17 protein-coding genes are annotated in these 19151 nt (G+C 67.4%); 7 read left to right on the top strand and 10 right to left on the bottom strand.

Annotated features, from left to right (window positions below):
- Positions 1-14 precede the first annotated feature (14 nt).
- Both ACW17V_RS09685 and mazG read left to right on the top strand, forming a co-directional pair.
- A complete protein-coding gene (locus tag ACW17V_RS09685; RefSeq protein WP_492108603.1) occupies positions 15-1397 on the top strand; it encodes an MFS transporter in 1383 nt (460 codons plus the stop codon).
- Positions 1369-2187, top strand: coding sequence for a nucleoside triphosphate pyrophosphohydrolase (gene mazG, locus ACW17V_RS09680; protein ID WP_492108602.1), 819 nt, complete (start codon positions 1369-1371; stop codon positions 2185-2187). The genes ACW17V_RS09685 and mazG overlap by 29 nt, the downstream gene beginning before the upstream one ends.
- Here the strand turns inward: mazG and hflX are convergent.
- From hflX to dusB, 8 genes are all read right to left on the bottom strand, one after another.
- Complete coding sequence (gene hflX / locus ACW17V_RS09675; RefSeq protein ID WP_492108601.1) at positions 2184-3518, bottom strand: GTPase HflX; 1335 nt, start codon at positions 3516-3518, stop codon at positions 2184-2186. The two genes, mazG and hflX, sit on opposite strands and share 4 nt — an antisense overlap.
- A gap of 11 nt (positions 3519-3529) precedes the next feature.
- Positions 3530-3778 carry an RNA chaperone Hfq gene (gene hfq / locus ACW17V_RS09670; protein WP_013079113.1) on the bottom strand — a complete coding sequence of 83 codons (249 nt, stop codon included), beginning with the start codon at positions 3776-3778 and terminating at the stop codon, positions 3530-3532.
- 157 nt (positions 3779-3935) lie between these two features.
- Positions 3936-4799: a D-amino-acid transaminase gene (locus ACW17V_RS09665; protein WP_492108600.1), complete on the bottom strand. Its 864-nt coding sequence runs from the start codon at positions 4797-4799 to the stop codon at positions 3936-3938.
- Complete coding sequence (gene ntrX, locus ACW17V_RS09660; RefSeq protein ID WP_492108599.1) at positions 4800-6188, bottom strand: nitrogen assimilation response regulator NtrX; 1389 nt, start codon at positions 6186-6188, stop codon at positions 4800-4802.
- Positions 6185-8425, bottom strand: a complete 2241-nt coding sequence (locus ACW17V_RS09655) for a sensor histidine kinase NtrY-like (protein ID WP_492108598.1) — start codon at positions 8423-8425, stop codon at positions 6185-6187. The genes ntrX and ACW17V_RS09655 overlap by 4 nt, the downstream gene beginning before the upstream one ends.
- 57 nt (positions 8426-8482) lie before the next feature.
- Positions 8483-9904: a sigma 54-interacting transcriptional regulator gene (locus ACW17V_RS09650; protein WP_492108597.1), complete on the bottom strand. Its 1422-nt coding sequence runs from the start codon at positions 9902-9904 to the stop codon at positions 8483-8485.
- A gap of 2 nt (positions 9905-9906) precedes the next feature.
- Positions 9907-11022 (bottom strand): two-component system sensor histidine kinase NtrB, encoded by a 1116-nt coding sequence (locus tag ACW17V_RS09645; RefSeq protein WP_492108596.1) that lies wholly within the window; start codon positions 11020-11022, stop codon positions 9907-9909.
- Positions 11019-12026 carry a tRNA dihydrouridine synthase DusB gene (dusB, locus tag ACW17V_RS09640; RefSeq protein WP_492108595.1) on the bottom strand — a complete coding sequence of 336 codons (1008 nt, stop codon included), beginning with the start codon at positions 12024-12026 and terminating at the stop codon, positions 11019-11021. Before dusB ends, ACW17V_RS09645 begins: the two co-directional genes overlap by 4 nt.
- 99 nt (positions 12027-12125) lie before the next feature.
- On the opposite strand from dusB, the gene ACW17V_RS09635 reads away from it, so the two are divergent.
- Genes ACW17V_RS09635 through ACW17V_RS09625 form a run of 3 tightly spaced genes read left to right on the top strand, consistent with a single transcriptional unit; the run spans position 12126 to position 14927 of the window.
- Positions 12126-13277: a bifunctional 2-C-methyl-D-erythritol 4-phosphate cytidylyltransferase/2-C-methyl-D-erythritol 2,4-cyclodiphosphate synthase gene (locus ACW17V_RS09635; protein ID WP_492108594.1), complete on the top strand. Its 1152-nt coding sequence runs from the start codon at positions 12126-12128 to the stop codon at positions 13275-13277.
- A 40-nt stretch (positions 13278-13317) separates the two neighbouring features.
- Positions 13318-13809 (top strand): CinA family protein, encoded by a 492-nt coding sequence (locus tag ACW17V_RS09630; protein WP_492108593.1) that lies wholly within the window; start codon positions 13318-13320, stop codon positions 13807-13809.
- 2 nt (positions 13810-13811) lie between these two features.
- Positions 13812-14927: an FUSC family protein gene (locus ACW17V_RS09625; protein WP_492108592.1), complete on the top strand. Its 1116-nt coding sequence runs from the start codon at positions 13812-13814 to the stop codon at positions 14925-14927.
- On the opposite strand, the gene ACW17V_RS09620 is transcribed toward ACW17V_RS09625, so the two are convergent.
- Both ACW17V_RS09620 and lipA read right to left on the bottom strand, forming a co-directional pair.
- The gene (locus ACW17V_RS09620) at positions 14924-15379 is read right to left on the bottom strand and encodes a type II toxin-antitoxin system RatA family toxin (protein ID WP_492108591.1); all 456 of its coding nucleotides are present in this window, start codon (positions 15377-15379) and stop codon (positions 14924-14926) included. The genes ACW17V_RS09625 and ACW17V_RS09620 overlap by 4 nt on opposite strands.
- 2 nt (positions 15380-15381) lie before the next feature.
- Positions 15382-16359 carry a lipoyl synthase gene (gene lipA / locus ACW17V_RS09615; RefSeq protein WP_492108590.1) on the bottom strand — a complete coding sequence of 326 codons (978 nt, stop codon included), beginning with the start codon at positions 16357-16359 and terminating at the stop codon, positions 15382-15384.
- 82 nt (positions 16360-16441) lie between these two features.
- On the opposite strand from lipA, the gene ACW17V_RS09610 reads away from it, so the two are divergent.
- Together ACW17V_RS09610 and ACW17V_RS09605 are read left to right on the top strand one after the other, a co-directional pair.
- Positions 16442-17482 carry an alpha/beta fold hydrolase gene (locus tag ACW17V_RS09610; RefSeq protein WP_492108589.1) on the top strand — a complete coding sequence of 347 codons (1041 nt, stop codon included), beginning with the start codon at positions 16442-16444 and terminating at the stop codon, positions 17480-17482.
- 102 nt (positions 17483-17584) lie between these two features.
- The gene (locus ACW17V_RS09605) at positions 17585-19138 is read left to right on the top strand and encodes an AMP-binding protein (RefSeq protein WP_492108588.1); all 1554 of its coding nucleotides are present in this window, start codon (positions 17585-17587) and stop codon (positions 19136-19138) included.
- Positions 19139-19151 lie beyond the last annotated feature (13 nt).

The following is a 19151-nucleotide window of genomic DNA, read 5'->3' as shown; positions in this document are numbered from 1 at the left end:
GAGGATTACGCGGAATGGCCGATCGACGATCGTCTTGGTCTCTGGCGGCGTTCGCCGCGCCCTGCCTGCCCCTCGCGGCGCTAGGCCTGCCTCTGGTGGTCTATCTGCCGGAGTTCTATGTCAGCGAACTGGGCCTGTCGCTCGGCGCCGTCGGCGCCGCCTTCCTGATTGTCCGACTGATCGACATCATCTTCGACCCGATCATCGGCGGCGTCATGGATCGCACGCGAAGCAAGTGGGGGCGATTTAGACCCTGGCTGGTGGCGGGTTCTCCCCTGGTGATGCTGGGCGCGTTTGGCCTGTTCATGGCCCAGCCCGGCGTCGGGCCCATCTATCTCTGGCTGTGCCTCATCGTCGTCTATGCCGGCTATTCGATGATGGTGCTGTCGCATACCGCCTGGGCCGCCGTGCTTTCGACCGACTATCAGCAGCGTTCGCGCGTCTATGGCTGGTGGCAGGCTGGCAATGTCGTGGGCATGATCCTCGTGCTCACCCTGCCGCCGATCATCACCCTGGCGTTCAAGGGCGACCATGCCGCGGGCATTCGCTCGATGGGCTGGTTCGTGGTTCTGTTGATTCCCCTGACCGTCCTGCTGGCGACCCGCGCGGTCGGCGAGCGTCAGGCGCCCGTTGCGCGGCATCGCTCCGGGCTGACCCAGTATTTCGCGCTTCTGAAGCGCAGCTCGACCCGCAAGCTCCTGGTCGCCGACCTGCTGATGGGCCTGGCGCCGGGCATCGCCGGCGCCCTGTTCTTCTTCTTCTTCGAGCGCATCAAGGGCTTCGACAAGACCGAGGCCGGCATCCTGCTGCTGGTCTATTTCGTGGCCGCCCTGGCCGGCGCGCCGCTCTGGCCGATGCTGGCCCGGCGGATCGGAAAACATCACGCCCTGGCCGTGGCGTCGGTTGTCTATGCCGCAGTTCAGGTCTGCGCGGTGCTGACGCCCGCCGGCAATACGTGGGCGGGCATGCTGGTCCTGATCCTCGCCGGCCTGCCCTATTCGGCCGCCCCCCTGCTCGTCAGGGCGATGATGGCCGATATCGGCGACGAGGAACGCCTGGCCAGCGGCGCCGACCGGACCGGTCTGCTCTATGCTCTGGTCAACGGCACGGTGAAGCTTGGCCACGCCCTGGCCATCGGCGCCTTCCCCTTGCTGGCCCTGTTCGGCTTCGACCCGAAACTGCCGACAGCGGTGGGCGAAACGGCCTTGATCGCGCTCTACTCCGTGGTTCCAGCCGCGATGGGCCTTGTGGTCGCCGCCGTCATGCTGCGCTATCCGCTCGACGCGACTCGCGTCGCCGAGATCCAGCGCCAGCTCGCGGCGATGGACGCAGCGGCTCCATCGCACCACGAGCCTGAACCGGATACGCATGCCGCCCTCGCCACCCCCGCCGAGTGACGCCGAACACCCGCTGTTCGCCCTGATCGAGATCATGGCCCGCCTGCGTGATCCCGAGGGCGGCTGCCCGTGGGACCAGCAGCAAACCTTTGCCAGCATCGCGCCCTATACGGTGGAGGAGGCCTATGAGGTCGCCGACGCCATCGAGCGCAACGATCTGGGAGATCTGAAGGAAGAGTTGGGAGACCTGCTTCTGCAGGTGGTCTTCCATGCCCGCATGGCCCAGGAGCAGGGAGCGTTCGACTTCGCCGGCGTAGCTGCGGCCATCTCCGACAAGATGATCCGCCGCCACCCGCATGTGTTCGGCGATCATGCCTATGATGACCAGGCCGCCCAGACGGCTGGCTGGGAAACCCTGAAAGCCCAGGAGCGCAAAGCCAAGGCCAAGACGGGCGTTCTGGACGACGTGCCGGCGGGTCTTCCCGCCCTGACCCGCGCGGTGAAGCTGACCAAGCGCGCCGCGCGCGTCGGCTTCGACTGGCCATCGACCAGTGAGGTTCTGGACAAGCTGCGCGAGGAGATCGCCGAACTGGAGGTCGAGATCGAGGCCGGCGACCGGGCCAAGGCCCGCGAGGAACTGGGCGATCTGCTGTTCGTCTGCGCCAACCTGGCCCGCAAGCTGGACGTCGAGCCCGAAGACGCCCTGCGCGCCACCAACGCCAAGTTCAGCCGACGCTTCGCGTATATAGAAGCGGCCTTGGCCAGGGACGGGCGAACACCCGACCAGTCGGATCTGGCGGAGATGGACGCGCTGTGGGACGCCGCCAAGGCGGACGAAAAGAAAAGCTAGGCGGCGACCATCACGAAGGCGTCGGGAAACTGGCGCTCGAACCGGCCCAGCGCCTGGGTATCCAGGCGCGCGACGATCGTCACGCCGCCCTCTGCTTCATCCTCGCGGCTGAGCACGCGGCCGTTGCGATAGATCCAGGCCAGGGCTTCGCCCTCCCCCGCCGCGATCCGGATGGCGATGGGCGGGGAATCGTCGATCAGGCCGCTGATGCGCTTGAGTAGCGCCTCGCAGCCTTCGCCGGTGACAGCCGAGACGGCCGAGGCTTCGGTGCGTCTGGCGCTGCCTTCGACCTCCTCGCGGTCTTCCTCGGGGACGAGGTCGATCTTGTTCCAGACCTCGACCACGGTCTTGCCTTCGTCGAAGGTGACGCCCAGCTCGGCCAGCACCGTCTCGACGTCGCGGGCCTGGGCCACGCTGTCGGGATTGGCGATGTCGCGGACGTGGAGCACGACGTCGGCCTCCTGCACCTCTTCCAGCGTGGCGCGGAACGCCTCGACCAGTTCGTGGGGCAGGTCGGAGATGAAGCCCACGGTGTCGGACAGGATCGCGGGGCGACCGTCCGGCAGCTTCACCGTTCGAAGGGTCGGATCCAGGGTGGCGAACAGCATGTCCTTGGCCAGGACCTCGGCCTGGGTCAGCCGGTTAAACAGCGTCGACTTGCCGGCGTTGGTGTAGCCCACCAGGGCCACGGTCGGGTACGGGACCTTCTTTCGGGCCTTGCGATGCAGGGTGCGCGTGCGACGCACCTCTTCCAGTTCGCGCTTCAGCTTCAGAATGTTGTCGGCGATCAGGCGTCGGTCGAGCTCGATCTGGGTTTCGCCCGGACCGCCGGTGTTGCCGGTGCCGCCGCGCTGGCGCTCAAGGTGGGTCCAGGTGCGGACCAGGCGCGAGCGTTCATAGTCCAGACGCGCCAGTTCCACCTGCAGCTTGCCTTCGCGCGTGCGGGCGCGACGGGCGAAGATCTCGAGGATCAGCCCGGTCCGGTCCACGACCTTGACGTTGAGCCCGCGCTCCAGATTGCGCTGCTGCACGGGCGTAAGCTGGTCGTCGAATACCGCGACGTCGATCTTCTCGACTTCGCAGATGGCCGCGAACTCCTCGATCTTGCCCTTGCCGAACAGCGTCGCGGGCGTGACCACGCGCAGGGGCGCGATCACCGTCTCGACGACGTTCAGGTCGAGGGCCATCGCAAGGCCGACCGCCTCCTCCAGGCGTGACTGAGGGTCACGCGCCAAAGCAGCGGCCGGGCCTCGCAGAGGCCGCACCGGGTGGATGACGAACGCCTTAAGAACCGGCGCGGCGTGGTCTACGGATTTTGAAGATTTGGACAAGCGTCTCTAATTCAATCGTCGGAGTCGGCGCTCGGCTCGTACAGCTGGACGGGCTGGGCCGGCATGATGGTCGAGATGGCGTGCTTATAGACCAGTTGCGACTGGCCGTCGCGACGCAGCAGGACGCAGAAGTTGTCGAACCAGCTGACAACGCCCTGAAGCTTGACGCCATTGACGAGGAAGATAGTGAGCGGCGTCTTGGACTTGCGCACGCTGTTCAGGAACGTGTCCTGCAGATTTTGTTTCTTTTCGGCAGACATGGGGATTCCCCTCTTATTGTTTCGGAGGGCAAAGCACCCTCCACACAAACAAGTTCATGCTAGATCATTTTCCGCTGAACGCGATCACCATTCGGTGGAAAAATGCGCCCTGCGTCGAATTCGCGCTGTTTCAGACCAGTCCTTTTCGACAGATCCGTCAGACCGCTTTTTCACGAGCGCGCTGGATATAGAGACTCCGAAGCCGCGTCGCCACCGGACCGGGTGTCCCATCGCCAACCTTTGCGCCGTCGACGCTGATGATCGGCATCACGAGGGTTCCGGCCCCGGTGATGAAGGCCTCCCGCGCAGCTTGCGCCTCGGCGAGGGTGAACGGCTTTTCGTTGATCGGCAGGCCCGCTTCGCGGATCACCTCGAACAGGGTGGAGCGGGTGACGCCGTGCAGGATGTTGGCCTGGGTGTCGCGGGTGCGCAGATGACCTTCGGCGTCGACGATCCAGGCGTTGGATGACGCCCCCTCGGTCACCAGCCCCAGGTCATCGACAAACCAGGCCTCGATCGCGCCACGTTCCCGCGCCGCCTGCTTGGCCAGGGCGTTGGGCAGGAGGCCGACCGACTTGATGTCGCAGCGGCCCCAGCGGTTCTCGGGCACGCTGATCACGGCCGCGCCCTGCGCCGCCTTGCGCTCGGCCAGCAGAGGGTCGGTCGACTTGGCCGTGACCACCATGGAGGGCGGCACAGCCGGGTTGGGAAAGGCGTGGTCCCGACGGGCGACGCCGCGCGTCACCTGCAGATAGACCAGACCGTTGCGCACCATGTTGCGGCGCACCGCTTCGCGAAGCACGAAGGTCAGGGCGGCCTGCCCCATGGGATGGGCGATCCGCAGGGCGTCCAGGCTGCGCCACAGCCGGGCGAAATGGCCCTGGGCGTCGGCGAGCTTGCCGTCGAACACGGCCCAGACTTCGTAGACGCCGTCGGCCAACTGATAGCCGCGATCCTCGATATGGACGGCAGCCTCGCCGTGCCGGACGAAGCGGCCGTTCACATAGGCAAAACGCGACATCTATTCTTCCTCGTCCGCCCGCGCGCCCGCGACGCCCAGGGACTTGAGCTTGCGGTGCAGCGCCGAGCGCTCCATGCCGATGAAATTGGCCGTGCGCGAGATGTTTCCGCCAAAGCGCAGGATCTGGGCGTTCAGATATTCGCGCTCGAACAGCTCCCGCGCCTCGCGCAGCGGCAAGGCGATGATCCGCTCGGCCCCGATCGCGCCGGCATGGCCGGCCGAAGGTTGCTCGGCCCCGGCCAGCATTTCGGCGGTGATCAGCTCGCCCGGCTCGCCGGCTGCCAGGATCAGCATGCGTTCGACGTTGTTGCGGAGCTGGCGAACATTGCCCGGCCAGGTCTGCACCTGCAGCGTCGCCAGCGCGTCGTCGCCCAGCCGGCGACGCGGCAGGCCGGTGGCCTCGACGATGCGGTCGATGAAGAAGCTGATCAGTTCAGGAATGTCTTCGCGGCGCTCAGACAGGCCCGGCACCCGCACGGGCACCACGTTCAGGCGGTGAAACAGGTCCTCGCGGAACCGTCCCGCGGCGATCTCGTCGCGCAGTTCGCGAGAGGTCGAGGAAATGACCCGGACATCGACCTGCACATCGCTGTCGCCGCCCACGCGCCGGAAGCGCTGCTCGACCAGGACCCGCAGGATGCGGCTCTGGGTCTCGCGCGGCATGTCGGCCACTTCGTCGAGATAAAGGGTGCCGCCATGGGCGCGCTCGAACACGCCGATCTTGCGCGGACGACCGCCCTCCCCTTCCTCGCCGAACAGCTCGACATCGAGGCGTTCGGGGGCCATGCCGGCCGCGCTGACCGCCACGAATTCCTGCCGGGTCCGGGCGCTGGCACCGTGGATCAGCCGAGCCACGAGCTCCTTGCCCGCGCCGGGCGGCCCGGACACCAGCACCCGGCTGTTGGCCGGAGCGACCTTGGCGATCATCTGGCGCAGGGCCTGGGCGGCGGCCGATTTTCCCATCAGGCCGTCGGAGGTGAAGCTCTGGGCGCGCAGTCTGCGGTTCTCGCGCTTGAGGCCTGCCGCCTCCAGCGCCCGCTCGACCACCAGCAGCAGCCGGTCGGACTTGAACGGCTTTTCCAGGAACTCGTAGGCGCCGCGCTTGATCGCGCTGACGGCGGTTTCGATATTGCCGTGACCCGAGATCATGATCACCGGCAGGTCAGGGTCGAGGCCCTTGACCATGTCGAGCAGTTCTAGCCCGTCCATGCCCCCGCCCTGCATCCAGATATCCAGCACCAGCAGGGCCGGCTTGCGCGCGCGCAGGGCCGCCAGCGCCTGATTGGAATCGGCGGCCGTTCGCACGGCATAGCCCTCGTCCTCAAGAATGCCGGCCACGAGGTCGCGGATGTCGGCCTCGTCGTCCACGACAAGCACGTCAGCGCTCATATCATTTCCTCTACGCCACCGAGGGCCGCGGCGGGCAGGCGCGCGGTCGTCGGAAATTTCAGGATTACCCGGGCTCCGGGCGCTTGGTGGGCATCGGTCAGGACCAGGGTTCCCTCATGGTCCTCCATGATCCGCTTGACGATCGCCAGGCCAAGGCCGGTGCCCTTCTCGCGGGTCGTTACATAGGGCTCGGTCAGGCGATCGCGATCGCGAGCCGGAAGGCCGACACCATTGTCCTCGATGATCACGCAGAGATCGTGGTCATCAGCCACCAGGGTCGCGGTGATCCTGCCGGGCGGTTCGGGCGTGACGTGCCGGCGGGCGCCGACCGCTTCGCCGGCGTTCTTGAGGATGTTGGTCAGGGCCTGACCCACCATCCGCGCGTCGCACGTGATCAGCACGTCCTCGCCCGGCTCGTGCAGCGCCACCTCGATCTGTGGGTCGACGAACCGCTGGGCGAAGACGCCCTGGCGCAGCATCTCGGTCAGGTTGGCCGGCTCGAAGCGCGGCGCGGGCATCCGCGCGAACGCCGAGAACTCGTCGACCATCCGCCCGATGTCGCCCACCTGGCGGATGATGGTCTCGGTGCAGCGGTCGAAGGTCTCCAGATCGCTGGTGATCTCCTTGCGATACTTGCGCTTGATGCGCTCGGCCGAAAGCTGGATCGGGGTCAGCGGGTTCTTGATCTCATGGGCGATCCGGCGGGCGACGTCTTTCCAGGCGGCGTTGCGCTGGGCGGCGACCAGACGGGTGATGTCGTCGAAGGTCAGCACCAGCCCTTCGGCAACCTGGCCAGCGCCGCGCACGCGCAGCCGACGGGTCTCGCCGTCACGCACCAGATCGATCTCGACCTCGGCGTCGGACCGTCCTTCGAGGATGGTCTCCACGACGATATCAAACTCCGGCGCCGCCTCAATGAGGTCCACGCCGACAGCGTCTTCCCGCAGGCTCAGCAGCGTCACCGCGCGGCGGTTCAGGGCCGAGATCCGTCCCTGGGCGTCCAGGCTGACCACCCCGGCGCTGACGCCCGACAGCACGGTCTCGATGAACTGCCGCCGGGTCTCGGCGTCCAGGCTGGCCGTTCGCAGCGCCGCCTGCTGAACCTGAAGATCTGTCGTCATCATGTTGAACGCGTTGGACAATGCCCTGATCTCATCAGGTCCAACTTCAGCATCGACACGCGCATCCAGATCCCCCGCTGACACCCGCCCGGCGGCCTCCACCAGTCCAGCGACGGGCCCGGCGATCGAGTTGGCGGCGGCTATGCCGACCCAGACCGCGGCGACCAGCACCAGCAGCGCGGTTTCCGCATAGCTGAGGCCGAAGATCGCCTGGATCCGCACCCGGCTCCGCTCGGCGTCGCGATAGGAAATCAGCGAGTCCTCGGCCTCGATCAGGTGACTCAGGATCCCCGTATCGATCGGGCGAACCACATAGAGATAGGCGTCGGGAAACGCCTTCAGCCGATAGAGGGCGCGAAACAGATCTGACGACACGAAGCGCTGCGCCATGGCCTCACCGGTGTCGGTGCCCTGGAAGGTCGAGGGCGGGGGCGCCAGGAACGCGGGGGCGCCTGGCATCTCCGCCCGCGCCAGGATGCGCCCGTCGCGGTCGAGCACATAGGCGGCGGAAAAGCCGCTGCTGGCGGTCTCGCCGGCCAGGAAGTGGCTGAACACGACCGGCGACTGCGAGATGGCCGGCGCGGCGTCGTTCAGGTTGGCGGCCATCGGCCGAATATGTTCGCTGATGTAGTTCGTCTGTTCAGCGACATAGGACCGCGCCACCTTGGCCGAGTTCTCGACCACGGTCCTGACCCTCTGGCTGAACCAACCCTCGACCCCGCGGTTGACCAGGACGCCGAAGAACAGCGCCACGATGACGGCGGGGGCCACGGCGGCTAACGAGAACAGACCCACGAAGCGAAGATGCAGCCGCGCGCCGGCGTCATTGGCGCGTGCGTCGATCATCTCGAACAGACGCAGGCCGACCACGGTGGCGATCGCCAGGATCAGCACCAGGTTGAAGCCCAGAACGATGAGGATCGCGGTGCTGGCGGGACTGATCGGCCCGCTCTTGGGCGGCGACGAGGCCAGCGCCACGCCCGTGACGGTCAAAATCACCGCCAGGGCATAGGCGCCGCCAATCACATAGCGCGACCGCAGCATCTCCCGCCACCAAACCCGGCTGAACCGGGGCGGCGGGCTTTCGGACCCGAATGCGGACATGACTGACGCCATTGCATCAGTCTAGAAGTGGGTGTGCCCCAAAATCAACAGCTATGTGCCAAATAAGCTTCAGCGTCGTCCGCGGGTCATCTCCACGCCCAGATCCTGGATCTTCTTGCGCAAGGTATTGCGGTTGAGGCCAAGAATCTCGGCGGCCCTCACCTGGTTACCGCGGGTGGCTGACAGGGTCAGCTGGATCAGCGGGCGCTCGACCTCCTGCAGGACCCGATCGTACAGGCCCGCCGCCGGCACACCGTCAGGCTGATCGGCGAAATGACCGGCCAGGTGGCGCTCCACCAGCATCGACAGGGTGACGGGCCCCTCTTCCGAGCGAACGGCCGGAGTGTGGTCCTGAAGCTCGCGATCGACGATCCGCGCGGTGATCAGTTCCTCGGCATAGAGGGCGCACATCCGCCGGATCAGGTTTTCCAGCTCGCGCACATTGCCGGGCCAGGAGTGAGCCTTCAGGCGGTCCAGAGCGCTGGAATCGATGGTCTTGGACGGCAGGCCCTCCCGCGCCGCGCGCAGCAGGAAGGTGCGGGCCAAGTCCGGAATGTCCTCGGTGCGATCCCGCAGCGGCGGCAGGCGCACGGGCGCCACGTTGAGGCGGAAGAACAGGTCCTCGCGGAACAGGCCCTGCTGGATCAGCCCCCGCAGGTCGCGGTTGGTGGCGGCGATGATCCGCACGTTCGGGCGCCGCCCGGTCTTGGGATTCAGTACGGGCTCGGTGCCGTCGATCACGCGCAGCAGGCGCGTCTGGGCGTCCAGCGGCATGTCGCCGATTTCGTCCAGGAACAGGGTGCCGCCATCGGCCTCGATCAGACGGCCCAGATCGCCCTCGCCCCGGCCGAACAGTTCGGTCTCGACCCGCTCGCGCGGCACGGCGGCCAGGTTGATGACCACGAACTTGCCGTCGCGACGACGCCCCAGCTCGTGCAGGGCGCGAGCGACCAGCTCCTTGCCGGTGCCGCTTTCGCCCAGGATCAGGACGGTCAGGTCGGCGCCGACGAGACGGGCGATGGTGCGATAGACCTCCTGCATCGGCGCCGAGCGGCCGATCAGCGGCAGGCGTTCGTCGCGCATGGCGCGCGCCTGGGCCTTGGACGCCTCGGCGTCGGCCGGACGCGACAGGGCGCGGCGGGCGGCGGCGGTGACATCGTCGAGGTCGAAGGGCTTGGAGACATATTCGAACGCCCCGGCGTCGGCGGCGTTGACCGCGGTCAGCAGGGTGTTCTGGGCGCTCATCACGATGATGGGCAGCTTGGGCCGCTCCTTGCGAATGCGCGGCAGCACGTCGAAGACGTTTTCGTCGGGCATCATCACGTCGGTGACCACCAGGTCGCCCTCGCCGTCCATGACCCACTTCAGCAGGGTGGTCGCATTGCCGGTGGCGCGCACCTGATAGCCCAGCCGGGTGAAGGCCTGGCTGAGAACGAGCCTCACAGACGAGTCGTCGTCGGCGATCAGGATCTTCTTGCTGGCGGCATTCATACTTACGCGTCTCCGACGGAAGGTGCAGGCGCCACGGGCAGCAGCACGCGGAACACGGTGCGGCCGGGCTCGGACTCGAAATCGATCAGGCCGCCATGGGCGGTGACCAGCTTGGTGACCAGGGCCAGGCCAAGGCCGGTGCCGTTGGGCTTGGTGGTGACAAATGGCTGGAAGAGATGGTCACGCAGGCTCTGAGGCACGCCGGGGCCATTGTCCTGGACCCGGATCTCGATGGGCGCGCCGCTGGCGGCCTTGCCGTCAGCCCCGCGCACCCGAACACCAGGACGCCAGGCCGTATGGATCGAGATCGCGCCGCGACCGTCGCCGCGCATATGGGCGGCTTCGGCGGCGTTCTTCACCAGGTTCAGGAAGATCTGGATCAGATGATCCTCGTCGCCCCACACGGGCGGCAACGAGGGGTCATAGGTCTCGCGCAACGTCAGACCGTCGGCCACGCCGTTGGCGACCAGGGCGCGAATGCGGTCGAGCACCTGATGGATGTTGACCGCCTCGCGCGGTGTCGGCAGGTCTTCGGAGAAGGCCTCCATGCGATCCACCAGGCGGCGGATGCGGTCGGTCTCGTCGACAATCAGCTGGGCCAACGGCTGGTCGGCCGCTGAGGCGCCCGTTTTCAGAAGCTGGGCCGCGCCGCGAATGCCGGCCAGCGGGTTCTTGATCTCATGGGCCAGCATCTTGCCCAGGCCGACCACCGAGCGGAGACCGGCGGCGTCCGCGCCGCGATCCACACCCAGGACGCCCTTCACATGCAGGGTCAGCAGCACCGAACCGTCGCCCAGCGGCGCGGCGGCGCCATCGGCCTCGAAGGGCGGCTGGCCGAAGAGATTGACCTCGACACCGTGCTCGCGAACCGGCGCGCCCTCGAAGATCGCGCGATCCAGCAGAGACACCAGAACCGAGCCCGGCGGCAGGGCGGCGCGGAAACGACCGCGCGCCAGCAGCGACAGGCCATGCCCGAACAAGGCTTCGGCGGCTTCGTTGACGGCCACCAGCCCGCCCTTGCTGTCGACGACCAGCGCCGGCTCGGGGCTGAGGTCGAAGGCGGCGGCCTTCAGCGCCTCGGGCGCCTTGCCGGCCAGAACGCGTGCGTGGTCGCTCATGCGGCGATCCTCCGGTCTCCCAGCCAAAGGCGCGTCAGGGCGCTTTCGACCAGTTCAGGTTCATCCAGACGACACAGTGTGGCGCGCGCGGCGCGGCGCGCCTCGGGCGTTTCGGGCCATGGCGCGGCTTCGATGTAAGAGGCCAGGTGCTTGCGGAACATCTTCAGGCCCAGGGGCTGGCCATAGAAGTCCAGGCTTCGGCGGAAATGGGTCAGGGCGATCGCCAGCCGTTCCTCGGCGTCGGGCTCCACAAAGGCGCGGCCCTCCAGCGCCGCCTCGATGGCTCCGGCGATCCACGGGCGACCATAGACGCCACGGCCGATCATCACGCCGTCGGCGCCCGACTGATCCAGCGCCATGCGCGCGCTGGCGCCGTCGACAATGTCGCCATTGACTAGGACCGGGATCGACACCGCCGCCTTGACCTCGGCGACGGCCGACCAGTCAGCGACGCCCTTGTAGAACTGGCTGCGGGTGCGGCCATGAACCGTGATCGCCTTCGCGCCAGCCGCTTCGGCGCGGCGCGCGATGTCGGCGGCGTTGCGGGTATTATCGTCCCAGCCCAGTCGCATCTTCACGGTGACGGGCACGTTCACCGCCTGGACGGCGGCGGAAACCAGGGCTTCGGCCAGGTCCGGATCGCGCATCAGGGCCGAACCGCACTGCTGGCCGCCCGAAACTTCCTTGGCCGGGCAGCCAAAGTTCAGGTCGACGATCTCGGCGCCGGCGTCGGCGGCCATGCGGGCGCCCCTAGCCATCAGACCAATATCCCGACCGACCAGTTGCACGACCATCAGCGGCAGCCCGTCGCCCACGGCAGCGCGGCGCACGACGTCAGGCCGCCCCCGCGCAAACTCTGCGCAGGCCACCATCTCCGTCGCCACATAAGGGGCGCCGAGCGCCGTGGCCGTTTCTCTGAAGGGCAGATCGGAAATGCCGGTCATGGGCGCGATCCACACGCGCCCAGGCACTTCCACTCCGCCGACCTCGAGCTTGTTGCTCATTTTGTAATCATCCCCGACGCTGTCTTTTTAGGCATATTGTGCGGCGCAGTAAAGCCCGGATCGACTGGACAACCGCAACGGCCGGACTAAACACCGGCCATGACCTTTTCCGCCGTGATCGTCGCCGCCGGCTCCGGAACCCGGGCCGGCCCTGGCCAAGCCAAACAATGGCGATCCGTGGCCGGTAAACCCGTTTTGCGCTGGTCGGTCGAGAGCTTCATCGCCGCAGGCGCAGTCGACGTGGTCATCGTGGCTTCGGAAGACGGCGCGCTGGTCCTGCCCGATGTGTTGGCGGGCCTGAAGGGCTGGCGCAGCGTTCGGGGCGGCGCGACGCGCGCACTGTCTGTTCAAGCGGGTCTCGCGGCGCTGTCACATCGGCCGACTGACGATCCCGTTCTGGTGCACGACGCCGCCCGGCCCTTCCTGACCCGCAAGACCATCGATGACCTGCTCGGCGCCCTGGCCGGCGCGGACGGCGCCATTCCCGCCCTCCCCGTCGCCGACACCCTGAAGCGCACCGACACCGGCGCGCCCCTGACCACCACCTCGCGTGACAATCTATGGCGGGCTCAGACGCCGCAGGCGTTCAGGCGAGGCGCCCTGGTCTCGGCCTACGCGGCCTGGAGCGGCGACGCCGAACCCACTGACGACGCCCAGGTCGTGGAGGCCGCCGGCGGCCGCGTGACCATCGCTCCAGGCGATCCGCTGCTGATGAAACTGACCTATCCGGAGGATTTCGCCATGGCCGAACGGCTGGCGGGCGCGGCCCGCATCACCCGCATCGGCCAGGGCTTCGACGCTCATCGCTGGGGACCGGGCGACTCGGTGTGGCTGTGCGGGGTCGAGATCGTCCATGACGAGACCCTGATCGGACATTCCGACGCCGACGCCGGCCTGCACGCCCTGACCGACGCCCTGCTGGGCGCCATCGGCGAAGGCGATATCGGCGATCACTTCCCGCCGACCGACCCGCAATGGAAGGGCGCGGCCTCGGACAAGTTCCTGATCCACGCCGCCGAACTGGTGCGCGCCCGGGGCGGAACGATCATCAATGTCGACGTCACGCTGATCTGCGAGCGGCCCAAGATCAAGCCACACCGGGCCGCCATGCGCGAGCGCCTGGCGCAGATCCTGGCGCTGCCGCTCGACCGGGTCAGCGTCAAGGCGACCACCACCGAGCAGATGGGCTTCACCGGGCGCGGCGAAGGTCTGGCGGCCCAGGCCGTCGTGGCGGTCGAGACTCCGGCCTGAGAGGTATAGGCTGGGCAAAGCGAATCCGCTGGAGAGCCGCATGTTTCCGCTAGAGATCGAAACCCTGGCCCGCCTGCTGGTCGCCGAGGCCCGAGACAAATCCTTGAGGCTGGTCGCCGCCGAAAGCTGCACGGGCGGTCTGGTGGCCGGAGCGATCTGTTCGATCTCCGGCGCGTCCGACGTCTTTGAGCGCGGTTTCGTCACCTACACCAATCGCGCCAAGTCCGAGATGCTGGGCGTGCCCGGCGATCTGATCGCCGACCATGGCGCGGTCTCCGAGCCTGTCGCCCGGATGATGGCCGAGGGCGCGCTGGCCAACAGCCACGCCCATGTCGCCGTCTCGATCACCGGCATCGCCGGGCCGGGCGGCGGCACGCCGATGAAGCCCGTCGGCACCGTCCACTTCGCCGTGGCCCGCGCCAATCGCTCGGTCGTGCATCGTCACGAGACGTTTGACGGCCAGACGCGCGAGGCGGTGCAGTTGGCGGCCGTGCGCACGGCGCTGGAAATGCTGCGCGAGGCCGTGGCCTAGAAATGCCGGAAGCCGCACCCTCGGACTGGCGGCGTTTTGTCGGGGCGGGACTGTCGAAAAACGCCCTGGCTGCTGCGGCGGCCCGCAAGAGCGAAATCCGCCACGCGGTCCGGGTCTCGGCGGCCGTGGGCGCGGCCTTTGCTCTCGCCACGCTGTTCAAGCTGCCGCAGGGCTATTGGGCGGTCTTCACCGCCGTCATCGTGGTGCAGACCAGCATCGGCGCGACGATCACCGCCTCGATCGAGCGCTTCATGGGTACGGTGGTCGGCGCCGTGGTCGGGGCGGCGGCGGCCTATCTGCATCTGCGCTATCCGGCGTTTGGCGGACTGATCCTGTGCGTCGCCGTGGCCCTGTTGTCCTTCCTGGCCGCCGTGCGTCCAACCTTCAAGGTCGCCCCCGTGACCGCCGTGATCATGCTGATCGGCACGACCACCCACATGGATCCGCTGACCGCCGCGATGTACCGGGTGATCGAGATCACCGTCGGCAGCCTCACAGGCGTGGCGGCGACCCTGCTAATCTTTCCCGCCCGCGCTCACGGGACGATCATCCAGAGCGTGCGCGAGATCGTCGAGATCAATGCGGGTCTGCTTTCGCACTATGCCAGACTCCTGCGCGGCCAGCCCAGCGAGCTGGTCCCGGCCGACCAGTACGACGCCAACCGGGCGATCATGGCCAAGCTCCAGACCGCCATGGCGGAAGCCGACCGCGAGACCGCATCGCGCCTCAGCCTCAGATCAGCGCCCGAGGCCCTGCCCCGCACCCTGTGGCGGCAGCGCAATGACATCGTGATGATTGGCCGGGCGCTGACCCACCCGATCGCCATACCGGGCCTGGCCGAGCCGGCCGCCGCCATGATCGACGCCGCCCGGACCTTCCTGACACAAGCCGCGGCGCTGATTCAGATGGGGGCGCGTCCTGATCGCCTCGCCTTTTCGCAAGCTCATGTCCGCTTTCAGGAAGCGGTCGAGGCCCTGCGCGCCGATGGCTCGATCCGGGACCTGCCGTTTGACGACGCGGCGCGGATCTTTGGTCTGGTGTTCGCGATCGAGAACCTGCACGCCAATCTCGGCGACTTCGCCGACCGCATGGAAGAGCGCAAGGACGCCGCCGACTAGGACGCTGGCGCCCCGTGCATCTGCCGGGCGCGGGCCTCGAAACAGGCGATCAGCTTGTCGGCGGCGCGATCCAGATTGGCCGCCAACAGGGCGTCCAGCATCCGCGATTTGAACGCAAAATCTATGATGAATTCGACAGTGGTTTCAGCGCCATTGGGCGTGAACTTCCACTGATTTGAAAGCCGCTTGAACGGGCCGTACAGCAGGCTGACATCGACCGTCAGATGCTCGGCGTCGCGGCGCACGCGCGTGGCGAACTTCTCTTTCAGGAACGAGAAGCCGACCTGGGCCTCGGCGTCGACGGTGCTGACGGAACCGTCCTGACGGGCGTTCCAGGTGCGCATGCCGTTGATCCACGGCACGAAATCGGGATAGGCGTCCACGTCGCCGACCAGCACGAAGAGCTGCTCGGGCGTGTAAGGCAGGACCCGCGTGACGACGTGGCGATGCAAGCCTAGGCCGTCCGGGCGTCGAGGGCACGGCGCGCCGCCTGCAGCTTGGCGAAGTCTTCACCGGCATGGTGCGACGAGCGGGTCAGCGGACTGGCCGAGACCATCAGGAAGCCCTTGGCCCTGGCGATGGCCTCATAGGCCTTGAACTCTTCAGGCGTGACGAAGCGGTCGATGGCCGCGTGCTTGCGGGTGGGCTGCAGGTACTGGCCGATGGTGATGAAATCGACGCCGGCCGAACGCATGTCGTCCATGACCTGCATGACCTCTTCCTTGGCCTCGCCCAGACCGACCATCAGGCCGGACTTGGTGAACTGGGTCGGATCGCGTTCCTTGACCCGTTCCAGCAGGCGCAGGGAGTTGTAGTAGCGGGCGCCCGGGCGGATCTTCAGATAGAGCCGCGGCACGGTTTCGAGGTTGTGGTTGAAGACGTCCGGACGGGCGTCGATCACCACGTTTTCCGCGCGATCCTTGCGCAGGAAGTCCGGGGTCAGGATCTCGATGGTGGTGCCCGGCGCCGCCGCGCGGATGGCCAGGACCACCTCGGCGAAGTGCTGCGCCCCGCCATCAGCCAGGTCGTCGCGGTCCACCGAGGTGATGACCACGTGCTTGAGGCCCATCTTGGCGACAGCCTCGGCCACGCGGCGCGGCTCGTCGGCGTCCAGAGCGTTGGGCAGGCCGGTGGAGACATTGCAGAAGGCGCAGGCCCGCGTGCAGATCTCGCCCATGATCATCATGGTGGCGTGCTTCTGGCTCCAGCACTCGCCGATGTTCGGGCAAGCCGCTTCCTCGCAGACCGTGGTCAGCTTGTGATCGCGGACGATACTGCGCGTCTCGTTGTAGCCGGGCGACCCGGGCGCCCGGACGCGGAGCCACTCGGGCTTGCGCAGCACCTCCGTATCGGGGCGGTTCTGCTTTTCGGGGTGGCGCGCCGCCCGGTCTTCCGGACTGCGTGCCTTCAGCGTGTCGATCACCGTGGCCATGACGCCTAAATCGGTCTTCTTGCCCTCCGGATCAAGCGCGCGATCTTGCACGCGACGCGAAGGCGCGAAATGAGTGCATCATATGCGTCGCCGCCTCCTCGCCGTCCTGATGTTCCTGACCCTCGCCGGCTGTGGTGATGGGGGCTCGCGCGCGCCGTTCGCCGACAGCCGGACGCCGCCGTCGATCACGCCCCGATTCTACGCGCCGGATAACTGGGCCTGGGGCTATGTGCGGGTCGGCAACGGTCCGGCGCAGCGCTATGGCGTATCGGCGCCCCCGATCGGCCCGCGCGCCACGGTCGTGATTCTGACCGGCTACGCCGAGCCTGCGGAAAAATGGTTCGAGACAGCGCGACGGCTGAACCAGGACGGTTACACGGTCTGGGTGCTGGAGCGGCAGGGCCAGGGTGGGTCCGAGCGTCTGACGCCGTGGCGCGATGTCGGCCATGCGGACAGCTTCGAGCCTGACGCCGCCGCCGTCCGCGCCCTGGTCAATGTGGTGATCCGGCCGAAGGGCGACCGGCCGCTGGTGGTTCTCGCCCATGCCGATGGCGGCCTTGTGGCCCTGCGGGCCGTGCAAACGGGCCTGCCGACCGACGGGGTGATCCTTTCCTCGCCGGTCTTCGAGCCGCAGCGGTCGCCTGCCCAGAAGACAGAGGTGGCTGAGTGGGCCAGCCGTCTCAAACTGGGCTGGATCAGACCTCCCGGAGCCCCGGGCTGGAGCCGGGATGGACCCGACGGCGTCGCGGCCGGCCTGACCGGTGACCGGGCCCGAGGCGTGGTCGAGCAAGCCTGGCTCACCGCCAATCCCGATCTTCGCATGGGCTCCCCCAGCGTGGGTTGGCAGGCGGCCCTGGTCGAAGCATCGGAACGGGCCCGCACCGATGTCGCCAGGGTCCGGGCGCCGATCCTGCTGCTGCACGGCGGCAAGGACCGCCTCGCGACACCCGCGATCGCGGCCAGGACCTGCGCCGCGCTTGCCGACTGCCGGTCGGTGGCGTTCCCCGCCGGTCGCCATGACCTGCATATGGAATCAGACGCCGTTCGGGACGCCTGGCTTGTCGAGATCGAAGGCTTCATCAAGGCCCGCATCGCGGCCAAGGCCCCGAACCACAGGGGTTGACGCTAGGGAATGTGAGTCTTCCTTGCAAAGCCGGACCTTCCCCGGCAGTCTCGCTCCTCAACGAACGAAAGCGACAACGCTTTTCGGGGAGGTTTCGGCGGGATGCCGGTAGTTTTTAAAGCGGAAGACGGCCAGAAGGCCCTCTTCGACGCCCTAATCGATGCGCGCGACACCTACGGCGCCAAAAAGCCGATCCTTGAAGATCAGGACCGCAACCCTCTCAGCTACACCGATCTGATCCGGGCGAGCTTTGCCCTGGGCCGCAAGATCGCGGCCATGACCAAGCCTGGCGAGAACGTCGGCGTGCTGCTGCCCTCGGGTTCGGCGGCCGTGGTGACCTTCTTCGCCCTGCACGCCTTTGGTCGCGTCCCGACCATGCTGAACTTCACGGCCGGCCTGCGAAACCTGAAGGCCGCCTGCCAGCTGGCCAAGGTCACCCGCGTGCTGACCGCCCACAAGTTCATCGAGCTGGGCAACCTGCACGACATCGTCGATGCGCTGGAAGCCCAGGCGACGATTACCTATCTGGAAGACGTGCGCGGCACGATCGGCCTGGCCGACAAGCTGTTCGCCGCCGCCGCGGGCCTGTTCCCCCGCCAGTTTCGTTCGCCGGCCAAGCCGTCGGACCGGGGCGTGGTGCTGTTCACCTCGGGCAGCTTCGGCGCGCCGCGCGGCGTGGTGCTGAGCCAGGCCAACATGGTGTCGAACGCCGAGCAGGTCGCGGCCCATATCGCGCTCGACCCGGACTGGGTGTTCTTCAACCCCCTGCCCGTCTTCCACTGCTTTGGCCTGACGGGCGGCGTGATCCTGCCGCTGCTGAAGGGCATGAAGGCGTTCCAGTATCCCTCGCCCCTGCACACCAAGCAGATTCCGGCCCTGGTCAAGGACGTCGGCGCCTCGGTGCTGTTCGCCACCGACACCTTCCTCAACCACTATGCGCGCGCGTCGGACAGCGACGAGCTGTCTGGCCTGAGGTTTATCGTCTGTGGCGCTGAAAAGGTTCGGGAAGAGACGCACAATCTCATCCATGAAAAGTTCGGTCCCGTGCCGGTTCTTGAAGGCTATGGCGCAACCGAGGCCTCGCCGGTCATCGCCGTGAACAAGCCCGACGACAACCGTCGCGGCACGGTCGGCGGACTGCTGCCCGGCCAGGAATTCCGCGTCGAGCCCGTCGAAGGCATTTCAGGCGGCGGCAAGCTGCTGGTGCGCGGCCCCAACATCATGCTGGGCTATCTGCGTGAAGACGGCGGCGTCGACGCCCCGGACGGCGGCTGGCACGACACCGGCGATGTGGTTTCGATGTCCGACGACAACTGGATCACCATCAAGGGCCGGGTGAAGCGCTTCGCCAAGATCGCCGGCGAGATGGTGTCGCTGACGGCGGCCGAAGACCTAGCCTCGGCGGTCTGGCCTGACGGCCGCCATGCGGTGATCTCGATGCCCGACAAGAAAAAGGGCGAGAAGCTGATCCTGGTCACCGACCGCCACGACGCCGCAGTCTCCGAGTTGGTGGCGCACGCCCAGACCATCGGCGCGCCGGAGCTGGCGGTGCCGCGCAAGATCCTGAAGGTGCCGGAAGTGCCCGTGCTGGGCAGCGGCAAGACCGACTACGTCGCCATACAGCGGATGGCCGATCAGGACGCGAGGGCCGCCTAGACAGATCACGGAG

The organism is Caulobacter sp. FV2ye17ST (assembly GCF_058680955.1).
The sequence above is the reverse complement of the archived record's forward strand: the minus strand, read 5'-3'. Positions and strand labels throughout refer to the sequence as shown.

What these genes read in the sequence shown, in the direction of transcription:
- ACW17V_RS09685 (WP_492108603.1), top strand. Translation starts at nt 15, where the DNA reads ATGGCCGATCGACGATCGTCTTGGTCTCTGGCGGCGTTCGCCGCGCCC.
- mazG (WP_492108602.1), top strand. Translation starts at nt 1,369, where the DNA reads ATGCCGCCCTCGCCACCCCCGCCGAGTGACGCCGAACACCCGCTGTTC.
- hfq (WP_013079113.1), bottom strand. Translation starts at nt 3,778, where the DNA reads ATGTCTGCCGAAAAGAAACAAAATCTGCAGGACACGTTCCTGAACAGC.
- ACW17V_RS09665 (WP_492108600.1), bottom strand. Translation starts at nt 4,799, where the DNA reads ATGTCGCGTTTTGCCTATGTGAACGGCCGCTTCGTCCGGCACGGCGAG.
- ntrX (WP_492108599.1), bottom strand. Translation starts at nt 6,188, where the DNA reads ATGAGCGCTGACGTGCTTGTCGTGGACGACGAGGCCGACATCCGCGAC.
- ACW17V_RS09655 (WP_492108598.1), bottom strand. Translation starts at nt 8,425, where the DNA reads ATGGCGTCAGTCATGTCCGCATTCGGGTCCGAAAGCCCGCCGCCCCGG.
- ACW17V_RS09650 (WP_492108597.1), bottom strand. Translation starts at nt 9,904, where the DNA reads ATGAATGCCGCCAGCAAGAAGATCCTGATCGCCGACGACGACTCGTCT.
- ACW17V_RS09645 (WP_492108596.1), bottom strand. Translation starts at nt 11,022, where the DNA reads ATGAGCGACCACGCACGCGTTCTGGCCGGCAAGGCGCCCGAGGCGCTG.
- dusB (WP_492108595.1), bottom strand. Translation starts at nt 12,026, where the DNA reads ATGAGCAACAAGCTCGAGGTCGGCGGAGTGGAAGTGCCTGGGCGCGTG.
- ACW17V_RS09635 (WP_492108594.1), top strand. Translation starts at nt 12,126, where the DNA reads ATGACCTTTTCCGCCGTGATCGTCGCCGCCGGCTCCGGAACCCGGGCC.
- ACW17V_RS09630 (WP_492108593.1), top strand. Translation starts at nt 13,318, where the DNA reads ATGTTTCCGCTAGAGATCGAAACCCTGGCCCGCCTGCTGGTCGCCGAG.
- ACW17V_RS09625 (WP_492108592.1), top strand. Translation starts at nt 13,812, where the DNA reads ATGCCGGAAGCCGCACCCTCGGACTGGCGGCGTTTTGTCGGGGCGGGA.
- lipA (WP_492108590.1), bottom strand. Translation starts at nt 16,359, where the DNA reads ATGGCCACGGTGATCGACACGCTGAAGGCACGCAGTCCGGAAGACCGG.
- ACW17V_RS09610 (WP_492108589.1), top strand. Translation starts at nt 16,442, where the DNA reads ATGCGTCGCCGCCTCCTCGCCGTCCTGATGTTCCTGACCCTCGCCGGC.
- ACW17V_RS09605 (WP_492108588.1), top strand. Translation starts at nt 17,585, where the DNA reads ATGCCGGTAGTTTTTAAAGCGGAAGACGGCCAGAAGGCCCTCTTCGAC.